Source organism: Streptomyces sp. NPDC034099, from assembly GCF_055575415.1.
Genome location: NZ_JBVISR010000003.1, coordinates 705,737 through 725,054, shown reverse-complemented (window position 1 = coordinate 725,054; position 19,318 = coordinate 705,737). Strand labels below are relative to the sequence as shown.

The window sequence follows — 19,318 nt, the reverse complement described above, 5'->3', positions numbered from 1 at the left end:
AGATGACGTGCCCGAGATGATCGGGATGAGCCGTCCTGGCTCCTGAATTGGGCGCCTGCGATGTGCTGGCCACGTGAACTCCTCGGGCTACCGGCTCCGGGCCGGGTCAGGTATGGGCGAACTCTCGTCCCTGAAGACCGTCTTCGCCCGACCGATGTGACACTTATATGCCGTTTTACGCGGAAGTGCGCTTCAGCTGCGCCCATGCCTCGGTAGAAGCTCAGCGCCAGTAGTCGCTCAGTCGATCGGTGCGGGACAGTTCACGCTGCTCCCGCGGGGTCAACGGGCGCGGGGTGGCGGCCGCTTCGACGGCCTTGACCGCGCCCTCGCTCAGTGCTCCCCCGGCGCGCAGTTCCTCGAGCAGCCGGGACAGGGCGTCGGTGTGCGCCGCGACCTGCTCCAGGGCCCGGTCCAGCCGCGGCCGGGCTGCGAGGTCCAGCGCGGAGGGCGGCGTTGCGGGGCTGCCCTCGTCGCCGACGAGTTCCAGGAGGTGGCGTCGGCCCCCCTCCTCGGCCCGCTGCCACACGCAGCGTCCGAAGCGCATGCGCACCGGTGTGTCGCTGATGCCCCGGCGCGTGACGTCGTACCAGGCACCGGGCTTCCTGAGGAGTTCTTCCAGGCGCTCGTCGTCCTCACCGCTCAGCTCCGCGACGACCGTCACCGTGATGGTGTCCTCGTCGGCCCGTTCCCTGTACATGCCCGGGACGATGCGCAATCCCCCGACGTCGAGAGCTTCGGCATACAGGATCTCGACCTCCTGGATCTCGATCCGGTAGACATAGATCTCGGGCCGGCGGCCCTGGGAGGATGCGGTCCAGCCCTCCGCGACGCGCCACGCCGCGTCGCTCCCTTGCAGGTGGTCTCCGTCCGGCGTGGCAGCCGCCTTGAGCTCGGCGTCCAGTTCCTGGTGCCGCTCGTCGGGTACGTGCAGTTGCAGGGCGTACCGGCACAGGGGCCGACCGCTGTGGGCGGAGGTGACGGGAGGCAGCTCGGCGGCCGTGATCTCGCGGAACGCGCCGAGCAGCGTGAGGTTGAGGGTCGTCATCAGCGGTTCTCTCTCGTGCCGTTCGTGTCGTCGGGGTCAGGAGGTGCTGTCCGGCGCGGGCCGGCCGGCGAACCAATCCCGGTAGGTGGTTCGCGCGATGAAGGCGTTGGGGCCCGGCAGCAGGTCCCGGGGCCGGAGCCGCGCGCCGTAGAAGGGGCTGCGGGCGTCAGTACGGACCTGCCGGTACTCCGCATCCGTCAGCAGGGCCGTGCGCACGAACGCGTCCAGCCGGAACTGCTCGGGACCCGCGATCTCACGGACTCCGTTCAGAGGCCGTGTCACGGCGGTGTGCGCCAGCAGCGTCGCCACGTCGGTGAGGGAGACCGGGCGCACCTCGGCTGGCGGAACCCACACGATCCAGTCCTCGGTGGCCGCCGTCGCGATGTCTTCCGCCGCGTCGAAGGTCTGTGTGGCGCGAAGGATGGAGTACGGGATCCCGGACCGCCGGACCATGGCCTCACGGTTCCTCAGCGCCCGGAAGACACCCTCACTGCCGATACGGTCCACGCCGACCACGGAGAGGCACACATGGTGAAGGACGCCGGCGGCGGCTCCGGCCCTGAGGAGTGCACCGGTGGATCGGGCCCAGGAGTCCACGAGGGCCGCCTCGTCCACGACCAGACCGTGGTCCTCCGAAAGGGTGCCGATGCCGGCGGACGGCTGATGGGCGAGGTCGACGACCACGGAACAGCCGCGCAGCGCCTCCGCGACCTCGTCGGAGGTGGCGGCGTGCGGGCCGTCAGGGGCCTGGACGAGGGCGACCTCATGTCCGTGGTCCCTGACCCAGAGCGCGGTCTCGACGCCCATGAGGCCTCCACCGTCGACCACCACGACCTTCATACGAGTGACCCTCCCGAGCTTGTGCCACCGACCGGACTGTGCGAGCAGCCGCGGGACGGCGTCGGTGCGTCCGTCGGCGGTCGGCTGAGCGTTTGACCGGTCGGGCGGCTGATGTGTGACACGGAGTACGCCCCGGTCGGCGATGGCTCACACTGAGCGGAACGACATCACGATGTGAAGGGAACAGTGTCAATGGTGGACTCGACCAGCGCGTCCGGTATGCCGCACGACACGGTGCGGATCCAGGAAGACGGAGCGGCCTCCCCAGCCATGGAGTCCGTGTTCGCCAACTTCCGCCAGTACCTCATGGGATGGGGCGCCTCGGACCGCCCGGACCTCGGTGTCGACCGGTTTCGCAGCGGTCTGGCGGCCCCGCAGTTCAACGGCGTGGTGCGCGTCCGCTCCGCGGCCGGGACGGACGTGGCGGCCGTCCGCAGGGAGCTGGCGGGGGTTCCGTGGTGGTGGTGGGTGGGACCGGACAGTCCCGAGGACACCGCGGATGTCCTGCGGCACCACGGTGGACGGCAGCTCACGGTCATGCCGGTGATGGTGAGGCCGCTCGGCGACCCGGTCGCCGGGGACGACCGGCCGGTCGACGCGCGTACCCGGTCCGACCTGCGCGTGGAGCCGGTGCGGGACGGCAGGCGACTGCGGGAACTCGTACAGACCTATCGGACGTCCATGGGTATCGGCCCGGGGCCGGAGGCCGGGATGGTACGCGCCGAGTCGCAGCGTGGGGACAACGCGGACGTCGCCCGGCTGGCCGCGGTCCTGGACGGCCGGGTGGTCGGGACGACCGTCCTGATCACCGCGCATTCCGTGGCCGGGATCTTTCTCGTGCACGTGGCCGAGGAGCTTCGTCGACAGGGGGTCGCGACGGCGTTGACGGCCGCCGCGCTCCGGGTGGGGCGCGAGCGCGGGATGCGCTTCGCCGCGCTCGTGGCCAGCCCCGCCGGGGAACCGTTGTACCGGCGGTTCGGCTTCGCCTCGGTGTACCGGTACCGTCTCTTCGACTTCCCGGGCTGAACCGGGACGAGGCCCGTGCGGAGGCGGCTGTTCCGCGGCGAGTCGCACGTATCCCGGTCCGGTCGCAGGACTGGCGCGGCGGACGGCGGACGGGGGACGGCGGAGACGAGCGACGCACCGTGGTCGTCGTCGCCGGATCCGCTGCCGCCGTCCCGGGGGAGCCGGGTGACCGTCGCTCCGGCACGGGTGGTCAGGCGCAGCACCGCGGAGTCATCGGTCATGCTGACGTCAGCGTGGGTCGTCGCCGTGCGGGGGCCGCACATGGCCGAGCGCGGGGCCGACCTGGACACATCGACACGCGGCGGGTAGACAAGCGATTCTCAGCCCAACCACCACTGCCGCTTGAGGGTGAAGGTCCACAGAACCGTGCATGCCTCAGACCCACACGTCATCGCCTTCGCCGAGATCTTCGGCGATCCACCGGCCGACTTCGCCGTACCTGTCGACTGGGCCGCAGTCGAGTCCTGGCTGGGGACGGGCCTTCCCGCCGACTACAAGGCCATCGCCGCCGCGTACGGCCCCCTCGACATCGGCGCCCGGCTCTGGCTCCACGTCCCCTGCGTCAACCGCGGTTGGTTCGACTACGGGGCCTGGGTCCAGCAGACTCGGCGTGCCGCCCCCGGCGTCCTTCCCTTCGGCGCCACCCGTACCGCCGACACCCTCTACTGGGACACCACGGCATCCGACGACCCCGACCAGTGGCCGGTCGTCATGCACTGCCAGGACGACGAGAACGCGGGCCGCGACCCCTGGCGGCGCTTCGCCACGCCGCTCCTGCCGACACTGGCCCAGCTCGTGGCCGACGGCATGCACCCGGTGGCCGCCCGCAGCGGCATGCAGTCCGACCTGGAGGACGCCCCGTGGACGCCGCCGCCACGGCGACCGCAGCCGACCGCTCAGCAGCGGGCGGCGCTGGCCACAGGCAGCGGACTGGAAACGCTGATTTCGCTCGTCCCGCCGCCGGAGACACCCCTGCTCGGGAAGCACCACTGGGACTGGCTCCACGAACGGCTCGGCACTCGTCTGCCTGGCGAGTACGTACGGCTGATGGAGCGGTACGGGGCCGGCTCCTGGTGCGGCTGGCTGCGTTTCAGCATCCCCTTCGACGAGGACCGGTACGCCCTGGCACCGTGGGCCGAGTGGTACGGGAAGACCTACCAGGGGCAGCGAGCCCGTTTCCCCCAGTACCATCCGCTGGCCGTCTACCCCGAGCCCGGGGGATTCCTGCCCTTCGCCGACTCCATCGACGGCGACCAACTGTGCTGGCTGACCGAAGGCGCAACGCCGGACGACTGGCCATTGATCGTTCTGCCACGCCATGCCGACCAAGGTCCCCCGTTCGGCACCGGCCTCACCGCCACCTTGCTGGAGTGGCTGCGCGGCCGGTTCGCTACCGAGGGCCTCCCCCCGCTCGGACGCCGGGACGAGGACCCGCTGGAGTACATCGGATTCGAACCCTACGACGTGGAACCAGCCACTGATGACTGACCGGAGCGCTCGGCGGAGAGCCTGGCGTGTCATCGGCCCGGCGTCCCTTCAGGAGCCCGGGCCGTCACGGGTCGGCCCCCGAAGCCCGGCCCGTGGCAGCAAGGCACCGGTCCCGCGGGTCGGTGCCTCGACCCGCCCGTGGTGATCAGGTCACCTCACGCGGGACTGTCACCGCGTCAGTGGCGCGGGATGCCCGGCGCGATGTCCTCGGTGGCCGCCTCACCGCCGGAGCGGAGCGCCTTGCCGCTCTTGACGGGGTCGACACCGCAGAAGGCGGCTTCCAGTGTGCCGGCGAGGACGGTGTTGACGGTGCCGTTGTTGGACGTGTTGGCCATCGACGTCATGCTGCGCTTGCCGTCGGCCGTGGTGAAGGCGTACGTGTAGTAGCCCTGCACTGTGCCGGTGTGACCGTAGACCTTCACGCCGCAGGAGAGTACCCCGCCCCGGAGACCGAGGCCGTAGGACTGTGTGCCGTCCGCGTTCACCGGAACCATGCTCATCATCTCCCGCAACTGCGGCTGGGGAACGAGCTCGCCGGAGACGACCACGGGAGCGACACCGTGTCACGTGGATCGGCCCCGCCGCGCCCCGACAGTGTGAAGGCGAGCCCTCTCGTCCGTGCGGCTGACGACGGACGTCGAGCCCGGTGGACCGGGAACGCGGTGCCGCCCCAGTGTCCGGAGCCGACCGGACGCGCCGCTCGTCAGATGAGTTCCAGGCCGCCGTCGACGGTGATCACCTGACCGGTCGCATGGCGTCCCGCCGGGTCCGCCATGCGCAGGATCCAGTGAGCCACCTCGTCCGCCTGCGCGATGTGGTGGGTCGGGATGCGGTCGCGCTCATAGGCGTACATGTCGTTGGCCGCCTCCGGTGTCAGACCGGCGTGCAGCATGACGTCGGTGCGGGTGGGGCCGGGAGCGACCGAGTTGACCCGGACACCCTCGCCGGCCAGCTCCAGTGCCCAGCTCCGCGTCATCTGCTCGATGGCGGCCTTGGTGGCCGAGTAGTGCGCACCCCCCGCCATCGGGCGGTGCCCGTAGGTGCTGGAGAGGTTGATGATCGACCCCGAGGTCCGGCGCAGGTGCGGCAGGGCTTCGCGAGCCAGCAGGCTGGGCGCGACGACGTTGAGCGCCAGCAGATCGACGATCGTCTGCTTGTCGGCCTCCGCCAGCGGCATGACCGCTGTCGCACCGGCGTTGTTGATCAGGTGGTCGAGGCGTCCCCACCGCTCCACCGCGGCGCCCACCACCGTGGCGGGCGCATCGTCGTCGCAGATGTCGATGGCCAGGACGTCGATGTTGGCGTGGGCCGCGGCGGTCTCCTTCAGGAGCGCCTCACGGCGGCCCACTCCGAGGACGTGCGCCCCCGACTCGGCGAAGGCCACGGCGGTGGCTCGGCCGATGCCGGTGCCGGCGCCGGTGACGATCACGACGTGACCGGAGAACGTGTCATGGGAGTGGTTCGGGGACATGAAGGCTCCTTGTTCGATGTTCGTTGTACATAAAACACTATGTGACAGCGTTGATGAGGTAGTCAAATGGGGTGGTGGCGGCGGTCGGACGCGGAGGGTGTCCATGACGCGACCCGCATCCCGCGCGGCCATGATCATGATCATGACAGTCTAGGGTGCGGTCCGATCGGCTCCCGTGCGGCGGGGAGTGCTCTACGCGGTCACGTCCGCTCGTCCCGCTCGGTCACGTGTCCTCCGACGTGGTCGGCGTCGGCCGCGGACAGCAGCGCCGGCAGCAGGCCGGGGAAGCGGCTCTCCAAGGCGTCACCTCGCAGCTTCACGAAACAGCGCGTGCCCTCCTGGCGAGTCTGGGTCACGCCCGCCTCGCGCAGCATCTTGAGGTGATGGCTCAGCGTGGACTTGGCGACGGGAGCACTGAACTGCCCCCACCCTCTCTCGACGCCGTCGGACAGGATCCGGACGATTCCCAGCCGTGTCGGATCGCTGAGCACCCCGAGGAGGCGGGGCAGGGAGATCTCACTGTCCGCGGGTGACGCGTGGTGGTCCTGCATACGGCCATGCTACCGAACGTTCGACTCCTGTCGAACATGGGTGCCCGCATCGTCGTTCCCCTCTCCACGCAGGTAGCGGAGCAGCTCCTTGTCCGTCTCCTCGACGTGGAGCTGGCGCACCACCTCCTCGACCGCCTGGCTCAGCAGGGGAGATCCCAGCCGCAACACGTCGTGCGCGACGGCGGTGAGTTCGATCTCGATGCTCCGGCGGTCGTTGGACGCCGTGTGCGTGGTGATCAGGCCGCGTTCCTGCAGGCGTGTGACCAGGCGGCTGGTGGCGGACTGGCTCAGCCCCGTCCCGTTGGCCAGGTCGCTCAGGTAGAGCAGTCCCGTACCGGCCGCCACTCCCTCGTTCAACGTGCGCAGGGCGTAGAACTCGCTCACGCCGAGACCCAGCTGCCGGTGCAGGTGTCGCTCCATACGGGCCTCGATCCGGCGGTGGACTCGGGTCAGCCTGTTCCACTGTGTGATCAGCCTGGCGTCGTCGCTCATGGATGGTGGCCTTCCTGCTGTCCCCGGCGCCCGACTGCTCGGTGCCCGGCGCTCTCCCTGCGCGGGGGCGCGGCAGGTGAGCCGCACCCGCTGGCCCGCACAAGGAAGACAGGACGGAGGCCTCGGATGTGACAGCAGGGGGCCGGACGGGATCCGGTGGTGCGGTCTCGCCCGCCCCGGCCGGAGCGAACCTGGCCCGCCGCTCGCCGTCACGCGGCTTGACGGACCGGGACGTGCGCCGGGCGGGCCGGTCTGCGGGACGGCGGCGCCGTGCGGCGCACCCGCTCCTCGGGGATGAGCAGTTGTACGAGACCGTCCAGGTCGCCGGTGTCGGCGGCGGTCCGGAACGCGGTGACGAGACGACGGTGCGACTCGGTGGGGATCGGCCGCTCACGCTCGCTGTCGAGACGGGCCTGGGCGCGGTGCACCACCACGCGTGCGTTCGGAGCACTGATCCGCAGCAGCTGCGCGAGCTCCGTATAGGTGTAGTCGAAGCCCTTGCGCAGTACATAGGCGGCCAGCCGGTCCGGCGTCAGCCTGGCCATGAGGAGGGCCAGGGCCGACTCGATCGCCGCGGTCCGTTCGGCGCAGAGCATGGGGTCGTCGGACGAGGCAAGGTCACCGAGGTCGGCGAAACGCGGTTCGGACGGCATCTCGTGCCGGCGCCGCCCCGACTGGATGACGTTGATCGCCAGGCGGGTCGTGGTCGTGGTCAGGAACGCGACCGGGTTCTTGACCTCCGCGCGGTCGGTGAGCTGCCAGCGCACCCACGCCTCCTGGAGCACGTCCTCGGCCCCCGCGGCGTCCCCGACGATCCGGTAGGCGATGCGGAAAAGTCGGTTCCGTTGGGTCAGGAAAACGTGGAGGGCGGTGTCCAGGTCACCCTCGGCAGGCCGGGCGGCCAGGGTGCCGGCCGGCGTGGTGGTCTCCGGACTGGGCGTGGACATCGGGACTCCTTCGGCTGAACGGACGCCCCTTCAGGGGCGATGGGTCCACCCTCCGTCCGGGGCACCCCCCATCGCGCCCTTGTTGTCCGTAGTCGAGTCCGTGGGGCCCCGGGGGCCACGGCCTACGGACTCAGCCGGCACGCACCAGGCCCTCGTCGTCGCGGGGCGGGCTGCTCGCCAGAGCCCCGGGCAGCGCGCGGCGGGAATTGATCCCCAGCTTCGTGTACACCTTCCGCAGGTGCCACTCCACGGTGTGCGGGCTGATGAACAGCTCCGCGCCGATCTTCGCGTTCGTCATGCCCTCGGCGGCGAGCGTGGCCACCTGTGACTCCTGGGGGGTGAGCACGCTGGTCACCGCGGCCTCCCGCACCCTCACGTGCTCCCCGGTGGCGAGCAGCTCGCGGCGGGCCCGCTCCGCGAAGGCCTGCGCCCGCATGCCGTCGAACATCTCGTGTGCCTTACGCAGGTGCTCGCGGGCCAGCGATCGCTGGTGGGTACGGCGCAGCCACTCGCCGTACAGCAGGTGGCTGCGGGCCACCTCCACGGTGACGCCGCCGCGCTCGAACTCCACGATCGCCGTACGGTACAGGCGGTCGGCCTCGTCGCCGTCGGCGAGAAGGGCCTGACTACGCGCACTGGCGCCGCGGGCCCAGCCGGAGTCGGCCGCGCGGGTGAGATCCATCAGCCGCTCCAGCGAGGCTCTGGCCTGGTCCAGCTCACCGCACCGCATGGCGGCCTCGACGTGCTCAACCAGAGACAGGCCGACGAAGTTGAACCCGTCGTGCTCGATGGCGGTACGCGCGGCCTCCAGGGCCTCCTCGTACCGTGCCAGACCGTTGTACAGCACTCCCTGGATGTAGCCCATGGCACCCAGCAGGGACACCTCGCCCCGCTGGTCGGCCCGCTGCCTGGCCTCCTCGATGATGCCGGAGGCGACGTCCGCCTCACCCCGCCAGGCGGCCAGGACCAGCGTCGCGTACTTGTGCGGCGCGTGTCCGGTCGCGGCGGCCAGGGCGTCGGCCTCGTCGATCATCCTGGCCGCCTCGGCGAAGTCGCCGTAGTGGATGTGCACTCCACCGGCGTAGATGAGGGCCGGCGGCAGTGCGCCGAGCGCGCCGATGTCACGGGCCAGGCGCACCGCGCGATTGGACAAGACGTCCCACGCGTGCAGGTCCCAGGCGTAGTGGATGAACGCCTCCAGTGCCACCGGTACGAGCAGGAGCCAGCGCACGGTGGCCTCCCGTGTGCGCAGTTCTTCGGTGGCCAGCAGTTCCAGGGCGCCCCGCAGGGCCGGCACACCGGTCTCGTAACCGTCCGTCAGGAGCGCGGCCACACCGTCCAGGAGCAGGTCGGCGGCGCCGGAGCCGGAAGGGGGTGCGCCGGACGCACGGGCGGCGATAGCGGCGGCGCGCGCCCCGGCGGGGCCGTGTACCCGGCCCGCGAAGATGGTGGCGCCGATCGCCTCCAGGTACGTCTCCCGGGCCAGCGGCGAACCGGCGGCGGTGAACTGCGCAGCCGCGTCGAGGAGCAGGGGCGCCGCCTCGTCGCTGCGGCTGCGGGCGAAGAGGATCCTGGCCCGCAGCCGTGCCAGGCGAGCGCGGTCCAGCGAGCTCAGGGGACACAGTTCGGCCACTGTGGCGAGCTCCGTGGCCCGGTCGGGCGCCGCGGCCGAGAAGTGTGCCTCCGCTGCCGCCAGGGCGCGGCGTCCACGTGGCCGGCGGTCCGGTGTCACCTCGGTTGCGCGTTCCAGCAGTACCGCCTCGGCCGCGATTCCGCCGCGCTGCCGGGCGCGGCCGGCCGCGCGTTCCAGTCCCGCGGCGACCTCCTCGTCCGGTCCGTCCGCGGCCTGGGCGGCGTGCCAGGCGCGCCGGTCGGGGTCCAGGACCGGGTCCGTGGCGGCGGCCAGGGCCCGGTGCACCGACCGGCGTGCTTCGGGTGTGGCTTGGTGGTAGACCGCTGAACGGACCAGTGGGTGCCGGAACCGGATGGACTCGCCCAGTTCGATCAGACCGGCGACCTTGGCCGGAGCTGTGAAGGGGGTGATCCTGAGTATGGCGGCCGCGCGGGCGAGCAGCCCGGCGTCACCGACCGGTTCCGCCGCGGCGATCAGCAGCAGCGTCCGCGTCGCCTCCGGCAGCGACCCGAGCCGCTGGGCGAAGTCCCGCTCGATCCGGCTCGCGAGCGGGCCCCGGACGATCGGGTGACCGGACGAGTCCAGACCGTAAGCCAGTTCGGCGGCACTGCGGCCTCGGGAGAACTCCAGCAGAGCGAGCGGATTGCCGTGCATCTCGGCCACGAACCGGTCCCGGATCCGCTTCTCCAGTCGCCCGCCGACGGCGGTTTCCAGGAGTTCCCCCGCGGCGGTGGCGTCGAGGCCGCCGATGCGCAGGGGAGGCAGTCCGTTCAGTGCCTCATGTCCTTCGGGGTCGCGCACCGCGAACACCATCGCGACCGCCTCCGCGAGCAGTCTCCTCGCGACGAACTCCAGCGTCTGCAGGGAGACCTGGTCCAGCCACTGCGCGTCGTCGATCAGGACGAGCACCGGTCGCGCCTCCGAGGCACGGGTGAGCAGCGTGAGCACGGCGAGACCGACCAGGAAGCGGTCGGGCGGATCACCGGCCGCCATGCCGAACGCCACGCGCAGGGCTTCCCGTTGGGGTGCCGGCAGGTCGTCCAGCTCGTCGAGGAACGGCGCGCACAGTTGGTGCAGGCTCGCGTAGGGCAGCTCCATGTCCGCCTCGATGCCCTGCGCGCGCGTCACCTTCGTCCATGACGCCTGCGCGGCCAGGTACTCCAGGAGCACGGTCTTCCCGATGCCTGCTTCACCGCGGATCACCAGCACGCGGGACCCGCCTTCGCGCAGGCCTGCCAGGAGATCGTCGAGTGCCTCGCACTCGCGGTGCCGTCCGACCAGGTCCGGAAGCGGGCTGGCGATCATGCGCGTGGCTCCTTGTGTGCTCCGGGGACGGCGAACTCCCGCATCGAATGCCGGGAAACAATCCCTTTCACGATACCGGGAGCACAGAGCACACCTTGTGTCTACACCTTGTGACACACTCCACATGAGAGATGGCGCCAAGGTTGTCACACGGGACCCCGCAAGCCGGTCGGCCCTCTCGTACGACCGAGGCAGCGAGGGTCTAACCTCGGCCACCGCGCCGAGCGGCGGGCGTGTCCGGGAGGTGCCGGGACGCCCATCCGGCCAGCTCGCTGAGGATGGGCATGAGAGCCGTCCCGTCCGGAGTGAGGCGGTAGCGCACCGTGACGGGCGGGCCGGGCTCCACCTCGCGATACGCGAGACCGGCGGCGGACAGCTCGGAAAGCCGTTCCGAGAGGACCGAGTCACTGATGCCCTCCACCGCGCGCCGCAACTCGGCGAAGCCCAGGGGCCCGTGCTGGAGGGTGGCCAGGATGACGCCGTTCCACCGCTTGCCGAGAAAGCTGAACGCCTTGGTCAGCGCACCGTCACAAGCCGCCGGATGGTGCTGCTCCGCCTCCGCGCCGTCCGCGTCGGCCGGTCGAGTGCCCTTCGCCTTCTCCATGCCCTCAGGGTAACCGGGTGCTACTCTGCCGAAGGTCGCTCTGTTTTTCCTAGTGACCATGCTTATCGTAGCTACTCCCCCATAACGAGCAAGCGAGCCAGGAGCATCCCCATGTCCGTTTCCGGACCCCTCCCCCGCATCCCCGCCGAGGCCGGCGCCGCGCTCTTCACCGACGCCCGCACCGCGTACTCCTTCGCCGACACGCCGGTCGACGACGCGACGCTCACCAGCATCTGGGAGCTCGCCCGCTGGGCACCGACCGCCGCGAACACCCAGCCGCTGCGCGTCCTGTACGTCCGTACGGCCGAGGGCAAGGAGCGCCTGCTGCCGCACCTCGACGAAGGAAACCGGCCGAAGTCGGCCTCGGCGCCCGTCGTCGCGGTCCTCGCCGTGGACCACCGCTTCCACGAGCACCTCCCGCACGTCTTGCCCATCCGCCCGGAGATGAAGGAGTTCTTCGAGGGCGAGCCCGCCCAGCGTGAGGCCATCACCTCGTTCAACGGACCGCTTCAGGCCGGATACTTCATCCTGGCCGTCCGCGCCCTCGGCCTGGCCGCGGGTCCGATGGCCGGCTTCGACCCGGCGGGGATCGACAAGGAGTTCTTCGCCGACGGCGACTGGCACTCCCTCCTCGTCGTCAACATCGGCCACCCTGCCGGACCTCCGGCGTTCGACCGCATGCCGCGGCTGGCCCACGAGCACGCCCTCGACTGGGCCTGACCCCCGGCAGGCGCGAGAGCCGCACCGTCAGAAGACCGGCAGGAGGGACAGCAGCCGGAGGTTGGTGTGGCTCTCAGTCCCGGGTGTCGCGGTGTAGACCACGAGCCGCTGGCCGTGGTCGGGATCGATCAGCGTCTGGCAGTGCAGTTCGAGTGTTCCGACCTGTGGGTGCACGAAACGCTTGGAGGCGCAGTACGGTCCCAGTACGGGGCGTTGCCGCCACAGGTCGGCGAACTCGGGGCTCTCCCGGTTCAGCGCGTCCACGAGCGCGGCGGCACCGGAGTCGTCCCCGTCGCGGGAGTAGGCGCTGTGGAGGTCGGCCACCATGAGACGGCTCTGCTCGGCGTGATCGCTCTCGGGGTGGACCAGACGGGCGGCAGGGTCCGTGAACCAGCGGTAGTGGGCACTGCGGGCCAGTCCCGTGTAGGCCGTCTGGTCACCCAGCAGGGCCAGCGCGGGACGGGTCTGGCTCAGTGTCTCGCCCAGGTGGTTCATCACCTGGGCGGGAGTGTCCTCCAGCCGGTCCAGGATGCGCATCATCCCGGGGGCGACGTGATCGCCGCGTCGCACACGGCGCGGCAGGGCGTGACCGGCGAGCTGGAAGAGGAGATCGCGTTCTTCCAGTGACAGGCGCAGGCCGCGGGCCATCGCCGTGAGCATCTGCTCCGAGGGATGCGGGCCTCGCGGCTGCTCCAGCCGGCTGTAGTAGTCCACCGACATGTCACACAGCGCCGCGACCTCCTCCCGGCGCAGCCCTCCGGTACGCCTGCGGCGGCCGCGGGGCAACCCGACGTCCTCGGGCTGGAGGGCCTCGCGGCGTGCCCGCAGGAAAGCGGCCAGCGCCGCGCGGTCTGCCATGGTCGTCCTTTCGCACGGGGCCGTGTCGCCCCGTCGGGGTGCTCTGCCGGGGCGGCACGGTGGATCAATGACGTGAACGTCGTGTCCGGGGTGCGTCATTCCCGGCGAACAGTGTGTTGTGCGGACACGGTGGTGCGGTGCGTCAACGTGTGATCGCCTTGGTCTCGAGGAACTCCTCGAGTCCCGCACGCCCCATTTCCCGGCCGTTGCCGGACTGCTTGTATCCGCCGAACGGTGCCTGGAAGTTGTGCGGGCCGCCGTTGACGTCGACCTGGCCGACACGCAGACGCATGGCGATCGCCATGGCATGCTCCTCGGCTCCGGTCACTGCGGCGTTGAGCCCGTAGACCGTGCCGTTGGCGATTTCGACGGCGTGATTGTCGTCGGTGTAGGGGATGACGACGAGGACGGGGCCGAAGATCTCCTCCTGGGCGATGACCGACTCGGGTGCGACGTCGGAGAAGATCGTGGGCCTGACGTAGGCGCCGGTCTCGAACCCATCGGGTCGGCCGGGGCCGCCCGTCACGAGGGTGGCGCCGTCGGCGATGCCTCGGCGGATGTAGTCGTCGACGCGTCGGCGCTGGGTCTCCGAGGCGAGGGGGCCGATCCGCGTGGCCTCGTCGGCGGGGTCACCGACCACGTACTCCTGGGCGGCGGTCCGGAGCCTGTCGACCACGGCTGTCTGAAGCTCCTCCGGCACGAGCATGCGCACGTAGGCACCGCAGGCCTGGCCGGCGTTGGCCCAGGCGAAGGCGAGTCCGCGGGCGACGGCTGAGTCGAGGTCGGCCTCGGGGAGGATGATGTGGGCCGCCTTGCCCCCCAGTTCGAGTGCGACCCGCTTCACCGTGACGGAGGCGGCGCTGGAGACGCTCTTGCCGGCGCGGGTGGATCCGGTGAAGGAGATCATGTCGATCCTCGGATGGCGGGACAGGGCCTCACCGACTACCGGGCCGGTTCCCTGCACCACGTTGAACACACCGTTCGGCAGCCCGGCCTCCGTGGCGATCTCCGCGAACATCCGGGCGCTGAGAGGCGAAATCTCCGAGGGCTTGAGGACGACGCTGTTGCCCGCCAGCATCGCCGGGACCACCTTCGTCACCAATTGCTGCAACGGGAAGTTCCAGGGGGTGATGGCGCCCACCACTCCGATGGGCTCGCGGACGACGAGCGAGTTCTCGACCGTCTCGCTCCACTCGAACCGCTCGGCTGCGGCGATCGCGGCCAGGGTGGACGCGACCGGGAATCCGACCTGCGCCTGACGGGAGAAGGCGATGGGGGCGCCCATCTCCAGGGTGATGGTGGCCGCCAGTTCCTCGCTCCGCTTCTGCAGGCCCTCGGCCAGGCGTCGCATGACGTCCGCACGGTACCTCGGGGGCGTCGAGGACCATCCGGGGAAGGCGGCGACCGCGGCGTCGACGGCCGCGTCCACGTCGTCGGCGGTGGCCTCGTGGAGGTGGGCGATGACCGATTCGTCGGCGGGGTTCACCACGTCGATCAACGGTCCGGAGCCGGTGACGGCACGGCCGTCGATCCAGTGGGAGGGAGTCGGAAAGGGCGTCCTGGGGCTTTCGTTCATGTCGCCCAGCGAACACCGCGCGGTGCGGGACATCCATGCCCTCCCGGGCCCATGATCGGGGTCACAGGAGCGTGTGCGCGTGGCTGTGCCCCGGGACGTCGCGGTTGCGGCGCGAGGCGCCGCCCTCCGCTCCCGGACCTCACCACGAGGGCGTGGCCGACCGGTCGCCGGGGCCGTCCAGACGCGTATGCCCGAGGGCATCCCGCGTGATCCCGCGGATCTCCACGTCCTGGGCCGTGACGGACCCGCCGCCCCGCGCCTGCCTCTCCTGGGCACTGTTGGCGCGCGCCAGGGCGACGCGCACCGCTCGGGAGACGTCACCCGCCTCGCCCACCACGTAGTACGTGGTGGATCGGAACGGCACGCCGATCAACCACATGTCGGGCTGTGCGTACCCGTGGACCCCTGTCTCCGTGGTGTCCCAGAGGCTGGAACGGTCCATCGCGGTCAGCACGTGAGGTCCTCTCCTCTCGGCTCGCGATGCCGGGCCGGACGGGTCCGGCGCCGGGAAACCGGCGCGAGTGGGCTGGAAGGCGTTCTGCCCTCTTGAGGAGACGGCTCCCCGTTCTGTGACAGCCGCCGCCGAAGACGGGCGGGGCAGCAGCCCTCTGCCCCGGCCGCACGCCGTGTTGTTATGCTCCCCGCGTGTGGGGGGCTGCGTGAGCGGGGACGGTCCGGAGCGGCTGCGTGGCCGACGCCGTGAGTCCGACGTGCTGGACGGGCTGGTCTCGGAGGTGGAGGCAGGTCGCAGCGCGGTACTGGTTCTGCGCGGCGATCCCGGCATCGGGAAGTCCGCCCTCCTGGATCATCTCGCGGCACGCGTCACCACGCACCGGATCGCGCGGGGAGCGGGCGCCGAGTCGGAGATGGAGCTCCCGTTCGCGGGACTGCACCAGTTGTGCGCGCCCTTCCTCGGGCACGCCGGCTCCCTCCCGGCGCCGCAGGCGAAAGCGCTGGCCACGGCGTTCGGGGTGAGCGCAGGGCCGCCCCCCGACAGGTTCCTGGTCGGTCTGGCCGTGCTCGGGCTGCTGACCGACGTGGCCGCGCGCCGACCGCTGTTCTGCCTCGTGGACGACGCCCAGTGGCTCGACCGGGTCTCCGCACAGACGCTGGCGTTCGTGGCGCGAAGGATGCTCGCCGAACCGCTGGCTCTGATCTTCGCCACCCGTGAGCAGCGAGGGCGCGACGACCTGGCCGGCCTGCCCGAGCTGACGCTGCACGGGCTGGACGACACCGACGCCCGCGCACTGCTGGACGCGAGCGCCGAAGGCCCGATGGACGAGCGGATCCGCGACCGCGTCCTCGCCGAGGCCCGCGGCAACCCCCTGGCGCTGCTGGAACTCCCCCACGGCCACGTCGGCGCGGAAGCGGTCGAGAGGTCCGCTCCGCACGGTCCCGGAAGGGTGACCGGCCGTATCGAGCGGAGCTACCTCGCGCGGGTCCGCTCGCTCCCGGAGCCGACGCAGCGGCTGCTGCTGGCGGCCGCCGCCGAGCCGGTCGGTGACGTGTCACTGCTCCGGAGCGCCGTCGAGCGCCTGGGCGTCGACCCGGACGCGGCGGAGCCGGCGGTGACGGCGGGGTTGCTCGACGTCGGCACGCTGGTGCGTTTCCGGCATCCGCTGCTGCGCTCCGCGATCTACCGGTCTGCCGGGCTCGCGGAGCTGCGGGAGGTGCACCGCGTGCTGGCCGAGGCGACGGACCCCCACCTCGATCCCGACCGCCGTGCCTGGCACCTCGCGCGGGCCACGGTCCGACCGGACGAGGCCATCGCCGCCGAGCTGGAGTCGTCGGCCGGACGGGCGCGCGCGCGGGGTGGCGCCGCCGCGGCGGCCGCGTTCCTCGCCCACGCGGCCGTGCTGACGCCGCACCCGCGGCGCAAGGCGACGCGTGCCCTCGCCGCGGCTCAGGCGAAGCTGCGCGCCGGTGCGCCCGCCGCGGCGCGCGACCTGCTGGAGCTGGCACGGGCCGGCACACTCGACGAACTCGGCCGGGCCCGCGCGGATCTCGTCGAAGCCCGGATCTCCTTCGCCTCCAGCCGCGTGGACGAGGTGCTCCCCCGGCTGTTGGCCACCGCACGACGCCTGGTCCCGCTCGATGTGGGCCTGTCCCGCGAGACGTTCCTGGACACCCTGTCGGCCGGCATGTTCGCCGGACGTCTCGCTTCGGAGGCGCACGTACGCGAGGTGGCGGCGGCCGCGCGCGGGACGGCCCCGTCCCGCACAGGGCCGCCGCGCAACGCCGATCTGCTGCTGGACGCGCTCACCACCCGTTTCCTCGACGGGTATCGCGACGCGGTCACCGTCTCGCGCGACGCGGTACGTGCGTTCCGCCGGGAGACCGGGCCCGACGAGGTACTGCGTTGGTCGTGGGCGGCTTCGGCACTGGCGGCCGACATGTGGGACCACGAGGGCTGGACGGAACTGGTCACCCGCCATGTGCGCACCGCCCGTGCCGTCGGCGCGCTGACCGAGTTGCCGCTCGCGCTCAATTCGCGGGTGGTCGTCCACACGACCGCCGGTGAACTGGACGCGGCGGCGCTGCTCATCGCGGAGACCGGCCGGGTCCAGGAGGCGGTCGGCAGCGGCTTCTCGCCGTACGGCACGATGACGCTCGCCGCCTGGCAGGGCCACGCGAGCGAAGCCGCACCACTGATCAAGGCCGGCACGGAGGAGGCCCTCGGCCGCGGTGAGGGCATCGGGGTGGCCATCGCGTGCCGGGCGGAGGCCGTGCTCCTCAACGGCCTGGGCAGGTACGAGGAGGCGCTGGAAGCCGCCCTTCGGGCGAGCGGGCACCCCCAGGACCTGGTCGTGACCGGCTGGGGGCTGGTGGAGGTGGTGGAGGCCGGGGCGCGCAGCGACCGGCTCGACGTGGCCGAGGCGGCACTGGTCCGGCTGACCCGTGACACGGACGCCGCCGCCACGGACTGGGCACTGGGCGTCCAGCAGCGCTGCCGCGCCCTGCTCAGTGACGGAACGGCGGCCGACGAGCTGTACCGGGCGGCGATCGAGCGGCTCGGCCGTACCCGGGCCGCCATGGAGACGGCCCGGGCGCGACTGCTGTACGGAGAGTGGCTGCGGCGGGAGGGCCGCCGCGCCGACGCCCGAGCGCAGTTGCGGATGGCCCACGCCCTGTTCGCCCGGTTCGGCGCGCAGGCGTTCGCCGAACGCGCCCTCCGCGAACTGCGGGCCACCGGCGAGACGGTGGCCCGCCGCGACGCCGCCACCGTGGCGCTCACGCCTCAGGAGAGCCAGATCGCGCGCCTGGCCCGGGACGGGCTCACCAACTCCGAGATCGGCGCCCAGTTGTTCCTGAGCCCGCACACCGTGGAATGGCATCTGCGGAAGGTGTACGCCAAGTTGGGCATCACCTCCCGGCGCCTGCTGAGCACCGTCCTGTGAGCGGCACCGCCTGACCGGGTGTCAGGCCGCCCGGAGGGACCCGAGGTGGGCGTCGAACGTCCGGCGGCCGCGCAGGTACTCCCCGCGTGGCAGCAGACCGCCCGTGGTCATGGCCTTGCCGACCTTGCCCGGGAGCGTCACCGGGACCACCAGGCGGCGTCGGCCCCGCGCCCGCGCGATGCGTCGCGCCATGTCCACCATGTCCAGCTGGTCGGGCCCCGCGATCTCGGGTGCCATGCCCGCCGGCCCCCCGACCGCGTGCTCGACCAGCGTCTCGGCGCCGTCCTGGGCGGCGACGGGCCGGGTCAGCATCCTGGGCACCACGACCACCGGTGACGCGCTGTTCAGCATCGGTTCCGGGAACTCGAAGAACTGGGTGGCGCGCACCACCGTCCACGGCACCCCTGAGGCGCGGACCAGTTGCTCCTGGGCGCGCTTGCCGAAGTAGTACCCGAAGTCGACCTCGTCGCTGCCGACGATCGACAGGGTGACCAGATGCCCGACCCCGCCGGCGCGCGCGGCGGCGATCAGGTGGTCGGTCGTCCGGGAGAAGAAGTCGACGGCGGTCTTCCTTCTCGTGGTGACGATGTTCACCACGTCGATCACCGCGTCGCTGCCGGAGAGTTTCTCGGCCAGGCCCGCCCCGGTGGTGAGGTCCACGCCGTGCGAGCGGGCGAGGACCACGGGTTCGTGCCCGGTGGCCCGCAACTCCGCGACCACGTACTTTCCCACCAGACCGGTTCCTCCGGCCACGGCCACCCGCATGTGCTGCCTCTTCCCGCCGACATGGTTCGTGCGCTACACCCTGGTGACAGCACACGCGCCCCGACTGTGACACCCCCTCACCGGCCGGAGTGTCACACACGCCCGCGCCACCCGGTCACTGCGGAAGAGGGACCTGCCGGACCCCGCCCGGTCCCCGCACCTCGGCCGAGAGGAAGACCCATGATCACGCGTATCGTGACCGTCGCCGAAGGCGCACGGCTCACCCGTTCCGTCTCGATCGGCACGCACCACCTGACTGCCGACGAGCCCGAGCCCATCGGCGCCGACGAGGGTCCCACCCCGGGCGAGCTGCTGCTGGCCGCCCTGGGGTCCTGCACTTCCATGGCCGTGCGGGCTCTCGCGGACCGGCACGACTGGCCACTGGAGCGGATCGACGTGGCCGTGCGGTTCGGGAAGCAGGGTGACATCGTCAAGAACGTCGGGCTGACCGGCGACCTGGAGCCCGCTCAGCGGGAGCAGTTGCTGGCGGCGGCAGGGCGCTGTCCCGTCCACCGCCTGCTGGCCCGGGAGGCGAAGATCGTCACGGTGCCCGCGCTGCTGGCGGAACCGGAGGCGTCGCGCGTCTGAGCCGGCCTTCG

At 71.5% G+C, this 19,318-nt stretch carries 17 protein-coding genes and 1 pseudogene; 5 read left to right on the top strand and 13 right to left on the bottom strand.

What is annotated here, in order from left to right:
* Positions 1 to 220: 220 nt before the first annotated feature.
* Both ACZ56V_RS12315 and ACZ56V_RS12310 read right to left on the bottom strand, forming a co-directional pair.
* A complete protein-coding gene (locus tag ACZ56V_RS12315) occupies positions 221 to 1,045 on the bottom strand; it encodes a hypothetical protein (RefSeq protein WP_468941595.1) in 825 nt (274 codons plus the stop codon).
* Between the two features lie 36 nt (positions 1,046 to 1,081).
* Positions 1,082 to 1,885 carry an SDR family oxidoreductase gene (locus ACZ56V_RS12310; RefSeq protein WP_468941592.1) on the bottom strand — a complete coding sequence of 268 codons (804 nt, stop codon included), beginning with the start codon at positions 1,883 to 1,885 and terminating at the stop codon, positions 1,082 to 1,084.
* Positions 1,886 to 2,077: 192 nt separating this feature from the next.
* Here ACZ56V_RS12310 and ACZ56V_RS12305 point away from each other — a divergent pair, with 192 nt between their 5' ends.
* Both ACZ56V_RS12305 and ACZ56V_RS12300 read left to right on the top strand, forming a co-directional pair.
* Complete coding sequence (locus ACZ56V_RS12305) at positions 2,078 to 2,911, top strand: GNAT family N-acetyltransferase (RefSeq protein WP_468941589.1); 834 nt, start codon at positions 2,078 to 2,080, stop codon at positions 2,909 to 2,911.
* 366 nt (positions 2,912 to 3,277) lie between these two features.
* Positions 3,278 to 4,399 (top strand): SMI1/KNR4 family protein, encoded by a 1,122-nt coding sequence (locus tag ACZ56V_RS12300; protein WP_468941587.1) that lies wholly within the window; start codon positions 3,278 to 3,280, stop codon positions 4,397 to 4,399.
* Positions 4,400 to 4,575: 176 nt separating this feature from the next.
* Here ACZ56V_RS12300 and ACZ56V_RS12295 read toward each other — a convergent pair.
* The 7 genes and pseudogenes from ACZ56V_RS12295 to ACZ56V_RS12265 all read right to left on the bottom strand — a co-directional run.
* A pseudogene (locus tag ACZ56V_RS12295) lies at positions 4,576 to 4,944 on the bottom strand (serine hydrolase domain-containing protein); the annotation flags it as partial.
* 158 nt (positions 4,945 to 5,102) lie between these two features.
* Positions 5,103 to 5,870 carry an SDR family NAD(P)-dependent oxidoreductase gene (locus tag ACZ56V_RS12290; protein ID WP_468941584.1) on the bottom strand — a complete coding sequence of 256 codons (768 nt, stop codon included), beginning with the start codon at positions 5,868 to 5,870 and terminating at the stop codon, positions 5,103 to 5,105.
* Positions 5,871 to 6,070: 200 nt separating this feature from the next.
* Positions 6,071 to 6,421, bottom strand: a complete 351-nt coding sequence (locus tag ACZ56V_RS12285) for an ArsR/SmtB family transcription factor (protein ID WP_468941581.1) — start codon at positions 6,419 to 6,421, stop codon at positions 6,071 to 6,073.
* Between the two features lie 9 nt (positions 6,422 to 6,430).
* Positions 6,431 to 6,913: a MarR family winged helix-turn-helix transcriptional regulator gene (locus tag ACZ56V_RS12280; RefSeq protein WP_006131850.1), complete on the bottom strand. Its 483-nt coding sequence runs from the start codon at positions 6,911 to 6,913 to the stop codon at positions 6,431 to 6,433.
* Between the two features lie 209 nt (positions 6,914 to 7,122).
* Entirely contained in the window at positions 7,123 to 7,860 is a 738-nt protein-coding gene (locus tag ACZ56V_RS12275) for a sigma factor (RefSeq protein WP_468941578.1), read from the bottom strand.
* Positions 7,861 to 7,990: 130 nt separating this feature from the next.
* Positions 7,991 to 10,798 carry a helix-turn-helix transcriptional regulator gene (locus ACZ56V_RS12270; RefSeq protein WP_468941575.1) on the bottom strand — a complete coding sequence of 936 codons (2,808 nt, stop codon included), beginning with the start codon at positions 10,796 to 10,798 and terminating at the stop codon, positions 7,991 to 7,993.
* A gap of 202 nt (positions 10,799 to 11,000) precedes the next feature.
* A complete protein-coding gene (locus ACZ56V_RS12265; protein ID WP_468941572.1) occupies positions 11,001 to 11,402 on the bottom strand; it encodes a winged helix-turn-helix transcriptional regulator in 402 nt (133 codons plus the stop codon).
* A gap of 111 nt (positions 11,403 to 11,513) precedes the next feature.
* Between ACZ56V_RS12265 and ACZ56V_RS12260 the strand changes: the two genes are divergently transcribed.
* On the top strand, positions 11,514 to 12,122 hold the full coding sequence (locus tag ACZ56V_RS12260) for a malonic semialdehyde reductase (RefSeq protein ID WP_468941569.1): 609 nt from the start codon (positions 11,514 to 11,516) through the stop codon (positions 12,120 to 12,122).
* Positions 12,123 to 12,149: 27 nt separating this feature from the next.
* Here the strand turns inward: ACZ56V_RS12260 and ACZ56V_RS12255 are convergent, their stop codons facing one another.
* From ACZ56V_RS12255 to ACZ56V_RS12245, 3 genes are all read right to left on the bottom strand, one after another.
* Positions 12,150 to 12,980 carry a helix-turn-helix transcriptional regulator gene (locus ACZ56V_RS12255; protein WP_468941566.1) on the bottom strand — a complete coding sequence of 277 codons (831 nt, stop codon included), beginning with the start codon at positions 12,978 to 12,980 and terminating at the stop codon, positions 12,150 to 12,152.
* A 142-nt stretch (positions 12,981 to 13,122) separates the two neighbouring features.
* Positions 13,123 to 14,589 carry an aldehyde dehydrogenase family protein gene (locus tag ACZ56V_RS12250; protein WP_468941563.1) on the bottom strand — a complete coding sequence of 489 codons (1,467 nt, stop codon included), beginning with the start codon at positions 14,587 to 14,589 and terminating at the stop codon, positions 13,123 to 13,125.
* Between the two features lie 106 nt (positions 14,590 to 14,695).
* Positions 14,696 to 15,010 carry a hypothetical protein gene (locus tag ACZ56V_RS12245; protein ID WP_468941560.1) on the bottom strand — a complete coding sequence of 105 codons (315 nt, stop codon included), beginning with the start codon at positions 15,008 to 15,010 and terminating at the stop codon, positions 14,696 to 14,698.
* A gap of 205 nt (positions 15,011 to 15,215) precedes the next feature.
* Between ACZ56V_RS12245 and ACZ56V_RS12240 the strand changes: the two genes are divergently transcribed.
* Entirely contained in the window at positions 15,216 to 17,954 is a 2,739-nt protein-coding gene (locus tag ACZ56V_RS12240) for an ATP-binding protein (RefSeq protein WP_468941557.1), read from the top strand.
* Between the two features lie 21 nt (positions 17,955 to 17,975).
* Here ACZ56V_RS12240 and ACZ56V_RS12235 read toward each other — a convergent pair whose 3' ends face one another.
* Complete coding sequence (locus ACZ56V_RS12235; RefSeq protein WP_468941554.1) at positions 17,976 to 18,686, bottom strand: SDR family oxidoreductase; 711 nt, start codon at positions 18,684 to 18,686, stop codon at positions 17,976 to 17,978.
* A gap of 213 nt (positions 18,687 to 18,899) precedes the next feature.
* Here ACZ56V_RS12235 and ACZ56V_RS12230 point away from each other — a divergent pair, with 213 nt between their 5' ends.
* Positions 18,900 to 19,307, top strand: a complete 408-nt coding sequence (locus ACZ56V_RS12230) for an OsmC family protein (protein WP_468941550.1) — start codon at positions 18,900 to 18,902, stop codon at positions 19,305 to 19,307.
* The last annotated feature ends 11 nt before the right edge of the window (positions 19,308 to 19,318 follow it).

Excerpts from the sequence above, each read along its gene's own strand:
- ACZ56V_RS12255 (WP_468941566.1), bottom strand. The coding sequence starts at position 12,980 with ATGGCAGACCGCGCGGCGCTGGCCGCTTTCCTGCGGGCACGCCGCGAG.
- ACZ56V_RS12315 (WP_468941595.1), bottom strand. The coding sequence starts at position 1,045 with ATGACGACCCTCAACCTCACGCTGCTCGGCGCGTTCCGCGAGATCACG.
- ACZ56V_RS12310 (WP_468941592.1), bottom strand. The coding sequence starts at position 1,885 with ATGAAGGTCGTGGTGGTCGACGGTGGAGGCCTCATGGGCGTCGAGACC.
- ACZ56V_RS12265 (WP_468941572.1), bottom strand. The coding sequence starts at position 11,402 with ATGGAGAAGGCGAAGGGCACTCGACCGGCCGACGCGGACGGCGCGGAG.
- ACZ56V_RS12280 (WP_006131850.1), bottom strand. The coding sequence starts at position 6,913 with ATGAGCGACGACGCCAGGCTGATCACACAGTGGAACAGGCTGACCCGA.
- ACZ56V_RS12270 (WP_468941575.1), bottom strand. The coding sequence starts at position 10,798 with ATGATCGCCAGCCCGCTTCCGGACCTGGTCGGACGGCACCGCGAGTGC.
- ACZ56V_RS12230 (WP_468941550.1), top strand. The coding sequence starts at position 18,900 with ATGATCACGCGTATCGTGACCGTCGCCGAAGGCGCACGGCTCACCCGT.
- ACZ56V_RS12275 (WP_468941578.1), bottom strand. The coding sequence starts at position 7,860 with ATGTCCACGCCCAGTCCGGAGACCACCACGCCGGCCGGCACCCTGGCC.
- ACZ56V_RS12285 (WP_468941581.1), bottom strand. The coding sequence starts at position 6,421 with ATGCAGGACCACCACGCGTCACCCGCGGACAGTGAGATCTCCCTGCCC.
- ACZ56V_RS12260 (WP_468941569.1), top strand. The coding sequence starts at position 11,514 with ATGTCCGTTTCCGGACCCCTCCCCCGCATCCCCGCCGAGGCCGGCGCC.
- ACZ56V_RS12290 (WP_468941584.1), bottom strand. The coding sequence starts at position 5,870 with ATGTCCCCGAACCACTCCCATGACACGTTCTCCGGTCACGTCGTGATC.
- ACZ56V_RS12305 (WP_468941589.1), top strand. The coding sequence starts at position 2,078 with ATGGTGGACTCGACCAGCGCGTCCGGTATGCCGCACGACACGGTGCGG.
- ACZ56V_RS12250 (WP_468941563.1), bottom strand. The coding sequence starts at position 14,589 with ATGTCCCGCACCGCGCGGTGTTCGCTGGGCGACATGAACGAAAGCCCC.